The 11,946-nt window shown below is 73.2% G+C and carries 11 protein-coding genes; 4 read left to right on the top strand and 7 right to left on the bottom strand.

The window, feature by feature from the left end; translation table 11 throughout:
* The first annotated feature begins 139 nt into the window (after nucleotides 1–139).
* Nucleotides 140–589 carry a peptidase inhibitor family I36 protein gene (locus tag VFZ92_RS22355; RefSeq protein ID WP_330877958.1) on the top strand — a complete coding sequence of 150 codons (450 nt, stop codon included), beginning with the start codon at nucleotides 140–142 and terminating at the stop codon, nucleotides 587–589.
* 31 nt (nucleotides 590–620) lie between these two features.
* Here VFZ92_RS22355 and VFZ92_RS22350 read toward each other — a convergent pair whose 3' ends face one another.
* From VFZ92_RS22350 to VFZ92_RS22330, 5 genes are read right to left on the bottom strand one after another with little or no spacing between them, the layout of a single operon-like run.
* On the bottom strand, nucleotides 621–1,934 hold the full coding sequence (locus tag VFZ92_RS22350; RefSeq protein ID WP_330877957.1) for a glycoside hydrolase family 125 protein: 1,314 nt from the start codon (nucleotides 1,932–1,934) through the stop codon (nucleotides 621–623).
* A complete protein-coding gene (locus tag VFZ92_RS22345; protein ID WP_330877956.1) occupies nucleotides 1,922–4,183 on the bottom strand; it encodes a glycoside hydrolase family 3 protein in 2,262 nt (753 codons plus the stop codon). The genes VFZ92_RS22350 and VFZ92_RS22345 overlap by 13 nt, the downstream gene beginning before the upstream one ends.
* Entirely contained in the window at nucleotides 4,180–5,031 is an 852-nt protein-coding gene (locus VFZ92_RS22340; protein WP_330877955.1) for a carbohydrate ABC transporter permease, read from the bottom strand. Before VFZ92_RS22340 ends, VFZ92_RS22345 begins: the two co-directional genes overlap by 4 nt.
* A gap of 21 nt (nucleotides 5,032–5,052) precedes the next feature.
* Nucleotides 5,053–5,988 carry a sugar ABC transporter permease gene (locus tag VFZ92_RS22335; RefSeq protein ID WP_330877954.1) on the bottom strand — a complete coding sequence of 312 codons (936 nt, stop codon included), beginning with the start codon at nucleotides 5,986–5,988 and terminating at the stop codon, nucleotides 5,053–5,055.
* A gap of 26 nt (nucleotides 5,989–6,014) precedes the next feature.
* Complete coding sequence (locus VFZ92_RS22330) at nucleotides 6,015–7,298, bottom strand: ABC transporter substrate-binding protein (protein ID WP_330877953.1); 1,284 nt, start codon at nucleotides 7,296–7,298, stop codon at nucleotides 6,015–6,017.
* A gap of 101 nt (nucleotides 7,299–7,399) precedes the next feature.
* Between VFZ92_RS22330 and VFZ92_RS22325 the strand changes: the two genes are divergently transcribed.
* A complete protein-coding gene (locus tag VFZ92_RS22325; protein ID WP_330877952.1) occupies nucleotides 7,400–8,437 on the top strand; it encodes a LacI family DNA-binding transcriptional regulator in 1,038 nt (345 codons plus the stop codon).
* Nucleotides 8,434–9,678, top strand: a complete 1,245-nt coding sequence (locus VFZ92_RS22320; RefSeq protein WP_330877951.1) for a glycosyl hydrolase — start codon at nucleotides 8,434–8,436, stop codon at nucleotides 9,676–9,678. The genes VFZ92_RS22325 and VFZ92_RS22320 overlap by 4 nt, the downstream gene beginning before the upstream one ends.
* 52 nt (nucleotides 9,679–9,730) lie before the next feature.
* On the opposite strand, the gene VFZ92_RS22315 is transcribed toward VFZ92_RS22320, so the two are convergent.
* Nucleotides 9,731–10,336, bottom strand: coding sequence for a helix-turn-helix domain-containing protein (locus VFZ92_RS22315; RefSeq protein WP_330877950.1), 606 nt, complete (start codon nucleotides 10,334–10,336; stop codon nucleotides 9,731–9,733).
* Between the two features lie 131 nt (nucleotides 10,337–10,467).
* Between VFZ92_RS22315 and VFZ92_RS22310 the strand changes: the two genes are divergently transcribed.
* Nucleotides 10,468–11,256, top strand: coding sequence for an SDR family NAD(P)-dependent oxidoreductase (locus VFZ92_RS22310; RefSeq protein WP_330877949.1), 789 nt, complete (start codon nucleotides 10,468–10,470; stop codon nucleotides 11,254–11,256).
* A gap of 24 nt (nucleotides 11,257–11,280) precedes the next feature.
* On the opposite strand, the gene VFZ92_RS22305 is transcribed toward VFZ92_RS22310, so the two are convergent.
* The gene (locus tag VFZ92_RS22305) at nucleotides 11,281–11,889 is read right to left on the bottom strand and encodes a maltokinase N-terminal cap-like domain-containing protein (protein ID WP_330877948.1); all 609 of its coding nucleotides are present in this window, start codon (nucleotides 11,887–11,889) and stop codon (nucleotides 11,281–11,283) included.
* Between the last annotated feature and the right edge of the window lie 57 nt (nucleotides 11,890–11,946).

The raw sequence follows: 11,946 nt of genomic DNA, 5'->3' as shown, positions 1-11,946 counted from the left end.
CGCGGTCGATCCGCACCTGCGAGGAGGACGTACGAGCAGGCCGCTCGTACCGCGGTGTGCTGCCGCGGTCGCACAGGTGGGTGCGGTCCGGGCGGAGCTGTCGATCGGCAACGGCCGTCTTTCCAGGGGAGGAAGACCAATGCGCAAGGCATCGATCCTGCTGCCGGCACTGCTGGTGGCGCTGACCGGGATCAGCGGGACCGCGAGCGCGACCGCACCCGAGCAGGACCGGGGAACCGACTACCGCCCGGTGGCCGCGGAGGAGGTGACCGTCCAGGCCTGGTCGTGCGCGGCGGGCGACCTCTGCGTGTGGGACGGCTACGACGGCACGGGCAACAGGTGCAGCTGGACGAACGCGGACAACGACTGGTGGAGCACCCCCGTCGTCTGCTCCTGGGCGGACGACCGACCGGTCAAGTCGATCTACAACCGCGGCACGAGCACCAACTACCTCGGCGTGAACCTCTACTCGGCCGCGAACCACGCGGCCTCCAGCCTCGTGCTGTGCGCCTGGCAGGGCACCCAGTGGGAGGCGAGCGGCACCGGCGTGAGGATGCGGTCGCACCGCTGGACCTCGGGCTCCTGCTGACCGGGGGCGCGGCGGGCGAGCAGCGGGGCTGTCAGACGGGTGTCGACGCGTCCCCCCGGTGGGCGGCGGTCTCCACGTCGTCGGCGACCGCCAGCGCGAGTTCGCAGAACATCGAGTCCGCCCAGGAGAACCACGGCCTGGAGAACGACGTCGGGTCGGAGGGGTCGAAGCTCTCGTGGACGTGGCCGGTGCCCGCGTCGGTGTCGGCGATCAGGTGCAGGAGGCGCTCGCGGTCCGCCGCCGTTCCCGTCAGGCCCTCGACGGCCAGCGCGATCGGCCACACCCACCCCGGCCTCGTGTGCGGGCTGCCGATGCCGCTCGCCACGCTGCCGCTGGAGTAGTACGGGTTGTCGGGGCTCAGGACGAACCCGCGGGTCGCCCGCCACACCTCGGCGTCGAGGAGGTCGGGCGCGTGCAGGGGCAGGGAGAGCAGCGAGGGTGTGTTGGCGTCGTCCATGAGGAGCACGCCGCCGAGCCCGTCGACCTCGTAGGCGTAGACGCGCGTGCCGCCGCGGTCGACGATGCCGTGCGCCTCGACGCCGTCGACGAGTGCGCGCGACAGCGCGCGGGCGTCGGCGGCCAGGTCCGCGTCGCGGTAGACCTCGTCCGCGATGTCGGCGATCGCCAGGAGCGCCTGTGCGGCGAACAGGTTGGCCGGGATGTTGTACCCGTGGGTGCAGGCGTCGTCCGACGGGCGGAACCCGCTCCACGTCATGCCCGTGACGGCGACCGGGGTGCCGCGGCCTCCGCGGGCGAGCGTCTCGGTGGGGATCGTGGTCGTCCGCTCGAAGCGGTACGGGGACTCGTCGTGCCGTTGTTCGCGGCGCAGCTGGCCGACGACCGTGCGCAGGACGCGGTGCGCGCGGGCGTCGAACGGTGCGGTGGAGCCGGTCGTCCGCCACAGCCGGTGGGCGAGGGTGATCGGGTGGGCGAGGCTGTCGACCTCGTACTTCTGCTCCCAGACGTGCGGGTCGCCGCACACGTCGTCCGGCTCGTAGTGGGCTCCTGTCGGCCCGTCGTTGAACGCGTTGGCGTAGGGGTCGTGGTCCAGGCACGCGAACTGCCTGCGCACGACGGCCGTGACGAGCGCGGCGAGCGGCGGGCACTCGGCGAGGAACCGCAGGTAGGGCGTGAGCTGCGTGGTGGAGTCGCGCATCCACATGGCCGGGATGTCGCCGGTGATGACGAAGGCGGTGCCGTCCTCGCCGATCGTGGTGGTGTCGCGCAGGGTGCGCAGCAGCGCGGCCTCGACCAGATCACCGATCCGGTCGCCGGTCGCGGCGCGCACGCGGGCCGCGGCGGCCTCGATGGTCCGGACGATCCACGGGTCGATCACCGTTGCCACGGCGTTGTCCCCTCCTCGTCGGTCACGCGCACGCGCGGCGCGTGGTCGGGTTCGTCGGTGTGCTCGGAACTCCAGACGCCGATCTCCACGGGGACCGCGACCGGCCGTCCGGTCGCCCACGAGCCCAGTTCGTCCAGGCCCAGCTCGAACTCGACGGTCCGCGTGCCGGGCGGGCACGTCGTGCGGCGCACGGCGAGCAGGGTCCGGCGGCGCGGGCGCACGCCGAGTTCGTGCCTGCGGCCGTAGAGCGGCACGGCGACGGGCAGCGGGGTCGTGCCGTTGTTGGTGACGTCCACCGCGACCCGCACGGAGCCGCCGGTGCCGAGCGCGTCGGCGGGGATGCTCCACCCCGCCGCGCGCACCCCGGTCACGACGGAGGGGTGTGCTCCGCTGCCGAAGGGGAGACCGACGGGCCGTTCGTGCCCCAGGTAGCCGCGGGCCGTTTCCAGGCGTTCGTCGTGGGCGACCGGGAAGACGCCGTCGGCGACGGGGAACGAGGCGGGCAGCCTGCCCGAGGCGGTGCCGTCGAACAGCGCGCTGGTGATGGCGGCCCCGCCGCTCGGACCGGGGAACGGGACGACGAGCAGCGCGTCCGCGAGGTCCGCCAGCGCGGTGAGCGCGCGGGGCCTGCCGTCGACGACGACGGCGACGACGGGTCTGCCGCTCGCCCGAGCCGTGCGGGCGAGGTCGAGCTGGGCCTCGGGCAGCGCGATCGAGGCGAGGTCGACGCCCTCCCCGTTGGTCGTGTCGTCGGCGGGGCCCTCGACCGCGCCGTTGTCGGCGAACTCGTCGTCGTAGCTCCGGCGGCTCGTGCCGCCGAGCACGAGCACGCAGACGTCGGCGCGCTGCACCGCCTCCTCGACCGCCGCGAGCGCGTCCGGGCCGAGGCCTCCGCGCACGCGGGAACCGGGGGCGTGCGGCACGCGGTCCGCGCCGATCCGCGCCACGAGCGCCGATCGCACGGTCGACGCGGCGGGGTCGTCCGCGGGCCGGGGCGGTGTGTAGTCGCCGAGCTGCGCGTCCAGGTCGTCGGCGTTGGGGCCGATGAGCGCGACCGTGGCCGCGGGGTCCAGCGGCAGCACGCCGTGGTCGTGCACCAGCACCACGGCCTGCCGGGCGGCTCGGTCGACGAGCGCCACGACGTCCCGAGCGGGCACCCGTTCCACCACCGCGGGCTCGCCGATCAGCCCGACCCGGCGTTTGAGCGCGAGCACGCGGTCGACGGCGCGGTCCAGGTCGCTCTCCCGCACCAGCCCGCGGTCCAGGGCCTCCCCGAGGTGGGTGAACGCCTCGTCCCACAGGCTCAGGTCGACGCCCGCGCGCAGGGCGAGCGCCGCCGCGGCGGCGGGATCGGGGGAGCTGTCGCGGAGGCGGTCGATCGCGGTGCCGTCGGCCATGACGACACCGTCCCACCCCCAGTCGCCGCGGATCGTGTCCGTCAGCAGCGCCCGGTTCGCGCTGCACGGCACACCGTCGACGTCGTTGTAGGCGGCCATGAACCCGGCGACACCGCCGCGCGCCGCGGCGTGGGCGGGGCGCAGGTGGACCTCGCCGAGTTCACGGGCACCGATGGGCGCCCCCGACCCGTTGCGGCCCCCGATGCCCGCGCCCTGCGCCGCGAGGTGCTTGGCGACGACGGCGACGTGCCCCGTGCCGATCGGCTCGGCACCGGTCGAGCCGCCCTGCATGCCGCGCACGGTCGCCGCCACCAGCGCGGCGGCGAGAGCGGGGTCCTCGCCGAAGCACTCCTCCGCGCGCCCCCAGCGGGGATCCCGCAGCACGTCGAGACCCGACACGAGGGCGACGTGCGTCCCCCGTGCCCGCGCCTCGGCGGCGACCACGGCCGCGAGCTCCTCGGTCAGCTCCACGTCCATGCCCGCGCCGAGCGCCAGGTTGACCGGCAGCGTCGTCCCGCCGAGCGCCTGGACGCCGTGCGGGGCCTCCTCGACGAACAGCACGGGCACGCCGTCCCCGTGGCGCGTCACGTGGTCCTGCACGGCCGCGTACGCCTCGGCGCTGCGCTCGGGCGGGACGCCGTTGTGCCAGTGGACGGCCGACCACGGGTCGGCGCGCAGCACCCCGTAGAGGGCGCCGAGGCCGCCGAAGCGGTCGACCTCGCGCCGCAGCACGTCGGTCACGCGGGGTGCGCCGTCGATCCAGCGCAGCGCCTCCCAGCCCTTGAGGCGCTGGTTGACCTGGCCGATCCGGCTCTGGAGGGAGAGCGAGGACGCCGAGAGGTGCGGGGTCATCCCTTGACCGCTCCGGAGATCAGGGCGCGCTGCATCTGGCGCTGGAGGACGGTGTAGACGAGGTACACGGGCAGCAGGGTGAAGAGCGTCCCGGCCATGAGCACCCCGTAGTCGGTGCCCGCGTCGACCTTGAGGGTCGGCAGCGCGACCTGGATCGTGCGCTGCGCGGTGTCGGGGCCGATGAGGATCAGCGGGTAGAGGTAGGCGTTCCAGAACGACAGGAAGTTCAGCAGCAGCACGGTCGCGATGCCGGGGACGCAGATCGGCAGGTAGACCTGCCGCAGCACCTGGAGCGCCGACGCGCCGTCCATCGAGGCCGCCTCCTCCAGCTCGCGGGGGATCGCCCGCATGAACGACGTGAGGATCACGATCGACAGCGGCAGCGCGGTCGCGGGCAGCAGGAACACCACGAACGTGCGGCTGTGGAACAGGCCCAGCGACGCCGCGAGCAGGAACGTCGGGAAGAGCGCCGCGAACGACGGGATGAGGAAGCCGAGCGCGAAGACGTTCTCGACGAAGCGACCGAGCCTGCCGTTCGAGCGTGCGAGCGCGAACGAGGCAGGCAGGGCCAGCAGCAGGGTCAGGACGAGCGCGGCGACGGTCGTGATCACGGAGTTCGCCACCGCGAGGACGAGTTCGGCCTGGTCGATCGCCGTGCCGAAGTTCGAGAGGTCCCACGTGCCGGGCAGCGCCAGCGGTGACTCGAAGATCTGCTCGTTGTCCTTGAACGAGGACACGACGAAGTAGTAGAGCGGCACGACCAGCAGGGCGCAGTAGATCCAGGCGAGCGCCCCGCTGGTGATCGAGCCGACGCGGTCGCGCCGGGGACGGAGGGCGGTCCGGGCCATGGTGGACTCCTTCGGTACTGGTCAGTGGGAGGCGCGGAGCACCCGGCGGATGGCTCCCATGCCCAGCAGCCCGAGCACGAAGAGGATGAGGCCCACCGCCTGGCTGTAGCCCAGGTCGGTTTCGACGAAGGCCTTGCGGTAGACGAGGTACGACAGCGTCGTGGTCGACGTGCCGGGGCCGCCCTGGGTCAGCAGCAGCACGGTCTGGGCCGAGTTGAACAGCATCGACAGGAACTGGAGCATCGTCACGACGCCGATGAAGTCGCGGGCGATGGGCCAGTACATGCCCCACGCGATGCGCCAGTCGCCCGCCCCGTCGATGCGCGCGGCCTGCACGATCTCGGGGGCCACGCCGTCGAGCCGCGCGGCGATGAGCACCGCGGAGTAGCCGATCCCGCTCCAGAGCTCGACGGCGATGATCGCGCCGAGCGCGGTCGAGGGGTTGGCCAGCCAGGCGGTGCCGTCGAGGCCGAACGGGCGCAGCACACCGTTGAGCAGGCCGTCGGGGTTGAGGATGGCGTAGAAGACCATCGCGGTCGCCGGCGCGGAGATGAGCGCGGGGATGAAGAGCAGGTAGCGCATCACCCTGTGGCCGCGCGGTTTCTGCACGACGTAGAACGCGAGCAGGAACGCGAGCACGATCATCACCGGCAGGCCCACGACGATCTGGACCGCCGAGTTCCCCGCCGCGGCCCAGAACTTCTCGTCGGCGAGGACGCGGCCGAAGTTCGACAGGCCCGCGAACCCCGGCTCGACGAGCATCCCCGGCCAGGAGAGGAAGCCGATGACGACCATCGCCACGACCGGGCCGATCATGAAGACCGCGTACCAGACGAGCGCGGGCAGGGCGAAGCCGGGGAAGCGCTCCCGCAACGGGGTGCGCGCCCCGCGCGCGGGCGGCGGGGAGGGCTCGGGGGTGGTCGCGGCGCTGGAGGCCACGTCGGTCAGAGCGGTCACGGTGGATCCCTTCCTGAGGCCTGCCCTCACGCCGTGGCGTAGGCCTTCTCGAAGACGTCGACGATGCGCTCGACGGACACCGGGCCGTAGGCCGTCGCGGTGGCCTGGATCATCGGCTCGAACGCGGACTGGGGGATGATCAGGTCGGGCAGCATGACCGGCGACACCTGCGCCGAGGTGAGCCGCGACGCCTGGGCGACGAGCGGGAAGTCGGTGCTGAGCGTGTCGGTGACGCGGCTCATGTCCCGGCCGGAGCCGAGGATCATCGCGTCGGTGACCTCGTCGCTGTAGAGGTACTGGACGAACGGCTGGACGAGGTCGAGCTTCTTCGCGCCGTTCTCGCTGATCCAGATGCCGTGGCCGTTGTAGCTCCGGATCACGCTGGGGTGGTCGAGCACGCCGCCGCGCGACGGCTTGGGCCAGCCGCCGACGACGACCTCCCGCGCGCGGTCGGCGGGCACCTTGGCCAGCGCCGAGGACATCGCCGGGACGATCGCCGCCTTGCCGGTGTTGAACTGCGTCAGCTCGGAGTCGGAGGTGTAGCCCTGCACGTTGTCGATGAAGACGCCCGCGTCGCGCAGTTCGACGAAGTGCTCGACGCCCGCCAGCGCACCGGCGCTCTCGGAGAGCTTGCCGCTGGCGAACACCCGCTTCGACTCCTCGGCGGTGAGGAAGCCCTGGATGATCTGGAGGAACAGCTTCTGGCCGCTCCAGTCGGAGCCGCCGACCGTCACCGGGCCGATCCCCTTGGCGCGCAACGCCTCCGCGGCGACGATGAGGTCGTCGGAGGTCGTCGGGATCCCGACGCCCGCCTGCTCCAGCAGCCTGGTGTTGAACGAGACGGGCCAGTTCGTGCGGGTGAACGGGAAGGCGCGGACGTTGCCGCTCCCGTCGGTCCACTCGGCGACGGCCTCGGGGATGATCTGCTCGCGCAGCCCCCAGTCGTCGAGCAGCCCGGTGACGGGGATCGTGGCCCCGAGGCCGGTCCACGACAGCGTGCGGCCCTGGAGGTTGACCAGCGCGACGTCGGCCTCCGCGCCCGCGAGCGAACTGGTCTCGAACACGATGGGCAGGTCGGAGCCGTTCTTCAGCAGCGCCACCGTGCGGGAGGTGCGCCGCTCGTAGGCGGCGACGGCGTCGGCGAAGACCCGTGCGCCCGCGACCGCGCCGCTGAGCTGGGTGTGCACCGAGAGGGCGCCCGGTTTGCCCGACGCGGGCGTCAACGCCCCGCACCCCGCGAGCAGTGGTGAGGCGATGCCTGCGCCGAGCGCGGCGCGCAACACGGCTCGCCTGCTGATGCCGTGGGTCACGAGTTCCTCCTCGGGCTGCCTTGTAAAGCGATACACATCAAGTGGCGGGCAAGGTATACCGCTTTACATCGCGCGGTCAATTACCTACTCTCGGCCTGGCCATGACTGAACCCACCACCAAGCGCGTGACGATCGCCGCGGTCGCCCGGCTCGCGGGCGTCTCGCCCTCCGCGGTGTCGCACGTCTTCAACGGGCGACCCAACGTCTCCGAGGCCACGGCGATCCGGATCCGCGCCGCCGCCGACGAGCTCAACTGGCGCCCGAACTTCGCCAGCCGCAAGGTTTCCGGGCAGGGCGGCCGGAGCCTCGGGCTCGTCATCGCGCGGTCGCGCGAGACGTTCGGCCGCGACCCCTTCTTCATGCGGCTGCTCGCCGGGCTGACCGAACCGCTCAGCCGGATCGGGTGGGCGCTGTCGCTGACCCTCGTGCAGGCCGACGAGGAGGAGCAGGTCTACCGGCAGTGGTGGGGCGAGCAGCGCGTCGACGCGTTCCTGCTCGTCGACGTGCGCGACGACGACCCGCGGCTGGCGCTGGTCGAGCAGCTCGGCGCGCCCGCGGCGCTGCTCGGCGCCCCCGTCCCCGGCCCCGTCGTCTCGGTCACCGTGCGCGACGGCTCGGCCTTCGCGGAGGCGGTCGAGCACCTGACCGGACTCGGCCACCGCGCCATCACGAGGGTCACCGACGCCCCCGGCCTCGCCCACACCCGCGCCCGCGACCGCGGCTTCCGCCGTGCCGCACGGGACCGCGGTGTCGTGGCGGGCCTGGCCGTGTGGCACCCGGACGCCGAGGACCCCGTCGCAGACCTGCTCGGCAGGCTCGGCGGGGCGACGGCGATCATCGTCGACAGCGAGACGATCGCCGCCGAGATCGTCGCCCACGCCCCCGAGATCGGCGTGCGGGTGCCCGAACAGCTGTCGGTCATCGCCTGGGAGGACTCCTGGGTGTCGTCGATCGCCCGCCCGCGCCTCACGGCCTTCGACGCCCCCGTCGAGGAGAGCGCCCGCACCGCCGTAGCCCTGCTCGAACGCCTCGTCCGCGGCGAAGCCGTCGAGGCGCAGACCGTCAGCGGACGCCGCCTGCTCGTGCGCGAGTCCACGGCGCCCGCCCCGCACACCCACGACCGCGAGGACCGCTCTTGACCACGACCGCGCCCAGGTTCGGCGTCAACTACACCCCGTCGCAGGACTGGATGTTCCAGTGGATGGCCGTCGATCCCGACGCCGTGCGCGCGGACTTCGAGGCCATCGCCGGGCTCGGCGTCGACCACGTGCGGGTCTTCCCGCTGTGGCCCGTGCTCCAGCCCAACCGCACCCTCGTCCGCCAGCGGGCGCTCGACGACGTCGCCCTCGTGGCCGACGTCGCCGCCGAGTTCGACCTCGACATCGCGGTCGACGTCATCCAGGGCCACATGTCCGGGTTCGACTTCGTGCCCGCCTGGCTCGTCAACTGGCACGACGGCAACATGTTCACCGACCGGCTCGCCGTCGAGGCCCAGGCCGCGCTCGTCGCCGCCGTCTACGACGCGGTGCGGGACCGGCCCAACTTCCTGGGGCTGACGCTCGGCAACGAGCTCAACCAGTTCCAGCCCCCCAACCCCGCGGCGATGCCCGCCACGACCGAGCAGGTGCGGCACTGGCTGACCTCGCTGCTCGACGCGCCGCGCGACCGCGACCCGCGCCACGTCCTGGCCCACAGCGAGAACGACCACCTCTGGTACCGCGACGATCACCCGTTCGTGCCCGTGCACGCCTCCCGCCTCGGCGACCTGACGACCGTGCACTCCTGGATCTTCAACGGGACGGCCGCGCGCTACGGCGCGCTCTCGCCGCAGTCGGTGCGCCACGCGGAGTGGATGGTGGAGCTGTCGAAGGCGTTCGCGACCGACCCCGCGCGGAAGGTGTGGCTCCAGGAGGTCGGCGCGCCGTCGATGAACCTCGCCGAGGCGGAGATGCCCGAGTTCTGCGCGCGCACGGTCGAGGCCGCGCTCACGACGACCGACCTCTTCGCGATCACCTGGTGGTGCTCGCACGACGTCTCGCGCTCGCTCGCGGACTACAAGGACCTGGAGTACTCCCTCGGTCTCCTCGACACCGAGAACCGGGTGAAGCCCCTCGGCCGCCGCTTCGCCGACCTCGTCGCCGAGGCGAAGCGCGGCACGCCACCCCCGCCCCGCACGGTCGGTGTCGTCGTCGACGTCGACGACCACGACCTGCCGCTGTCGCGCGCCGCGCTCGGCCCCGGCGGCCCGGTCTTCGAACGCTGGCACGAGCTGCGCGAGCGGGGCGTGGACGTCGCGGTCGTCACGAGCACCGCGGCGGGCTCCCCGGCGGCGCTGCGCGCGCGGGGCATCCGCGAACTGGACCGCGTCGCGGTGCGCTGAGCCACCACCCCGGCGGTCGGGGCCCGTCGTCCGCGCGTCGGACGGCCGGTGGTCAGGGGGTGCCGCCGAGCGCACCGAGGACGGTGCTGACCAGGAGGTCGGACCTGGCGCCGACCTCCTCGGTCGGGTCGGTCGCCGCGCCCAGCTCCGGCGAGCCGGTGGGCAGCGCGTCCACCTCGTGCAGGAGGGCCAGGTAGACCTGCCTGCACCAGCTCGGGCTGCCCGCGGTGATGGCGCCCGCGGCGTGCAGGCGGGTGAAGAGCAGGTCGAGGCCGTCGAGGACCTCCCGGCTGAGCAGGGGCTTGCGGTTGGCGGGGTCGGCGGCCAGCTCGATGGCGAAGCGGTGGCTGATCTTGAGTTCGAACACCCGCTCCGTCAGGCGGTGCAGGGCGACCACGGGTGGTGCCGTCTCCACCCGTGCCTGCTTCATGCTGAGCAGGTAGCGCTCGTTGAGCTGGTCGGTCATGGCCTCCAGCAGCGCCCTGCGGGACGAGAACCGGCGGTGGACGGTGGCGCGGGCCAGCCCCGCCGCGTCGGCGATCCGCTCCAGCGTCGCGTTCGGGTCGACCGCGAGCACGGCCACGGCGGCCTCCAGGATCCGGGCGGTGCTGCGTTCAGCGTCCGCCCGCACCCGGCGCGGACGAGTTGCCTCGGTCATCCCACCTCCAGTGTCGTGCCCAACCCTACCCAGCAGTTAACTGAGACAGATGTGTCGCAGATATTGACAGGGGTTGGACGCCCATGATGCAGTTGCGGCGTCACGTCACCCAGTGGGACAGGGAATCAGCCATGGATCTGCAACTCGCGGGCAAGCGCGTCCTCGTGACCGGTGCGAGCAAGGGCATCGGCCTCGCGATCGTCCGGGCCTACCTCGCCGAGGGCGCCTCGGTCACCGCCGTCTCCCGGCGGCGCACCGGGGAGCTCGACGCCACCGGCGCCACCTTCGTGTCCGCCGACCTGTCCGTGCCCGACGGTCCGAGGCGCGCGGTCGAGACCGTCCTCGCCGCCGACCCGCGCCTGGACGTCCTGGTCAACAACGCGGGCGGCGGCACCGTGCCCGACGGGGCGCTCGAGGACTCCCTGGACGGCGCGGACGTCGACTGGGCGGCCACGTTCGCCCTGAACCTCGGCGCGGCCGTCGAGACCACCCGCGCCGCGCTGCCCGCCCTGGTCGAGGCCCGCGGCGCCATCGTCAACATCAGCTCCGACACCGCCCGCCGCCCGCTCGGCGTGCCGCTCCACTACGCCGCGGCCAAGGCGGCCCTGAACGCGTTCTCCCGCGGGCTGGCGGAGAAGGTCGCGGGTGTCGGGGTCAGGGTCAACGTCGTCACGCCGTCCGGCACGCGCACGGACCTCATGGAGGGCGCGGACGGGTACGTCGCGCAGGTGGCGGCGCACCTGGGGATCGGCCACGCGGACCTGCTGGCGGCCTTGCCCGCGCAGAGCGGCATGGTGACCGGGAGGCTCATCGAGCCGGACGAGATCGCGCGCGCGGTGCTCCTGCTGTCGTCGCCGACGATGCCCAGTGCGATCGGGTCGAACTGGGCGGTGGACGCGGGCGCCCTGAAGACCGCCTGAGGCGGTTCGCCGCCAAGGAGGCCGTCAGGCGGCCGGATCGGGGAGGGCGGTCGGCTCGACGACGGCCAGGCAGCCGGTGGCCGGTGCCGCGCCGCCGGGCGGGTTCCACGTTCCCAGCACCACCCCGGCGACGTCCGGGCCCGACGGGGGAGGGCCGGGGGTGAGCACGCGGAGCAGCCTCACCCGTGCGACGTCGGGCGTCAGCGGGTCCGAGGTGCGCGCCTCGCCGCGCGCCTCGGCGAACCTCGCGGTGCCCCTGCCGCTCGGGTCGGAGGCACCGCCGGTGCGGACCAGGTGGAGCACGCGGTCGTGCCACAGGGGATCCGCCTGGCCGTCGTAGATCCACCGGCGCCCCAGCACGCCGTGCTCCGCCGTCGCGATCAACGCGTTCTCCCCGATCTCCCGCGCCGGGGCGCCCCGGTAGGTCATCGGGATCTGGTACACGGTCTCCCCGTCGGTGAGGAGGTGCGTTTCGAGGCCGACCTCACCGGCCGGGTCCTCGAAGCGGAAGAAGCCGACCGGCGCCAGCACGGGAACGCCGGAACCCCGGTACCACGGCTGGAGCGCCACCCACGGCGGCAGGAAGTCGCTGAACCGCGGCGTCATCGTCGCACCGCCCTGGATCTTCGCCACGGCCCGCCACGCTACCCCGGCACGACGTGCGCGCGGCCGTGGACCGGTGTCGCTCCA

Origin of the sequence: Umezawaea sp. (assembly GCF_036375055.1) — a bacterium.
Lineage (GTDB): Bacteria > Actinomycetota > Actinomycetes > Mycobacteriales > Pseudonocardiaceae > Umezawaea.
The sequence above is the reverse complement of the archived record's forward strand: the minus strand, read 5'-3'. Positions and strand labels throughout refer to the sequence as shown.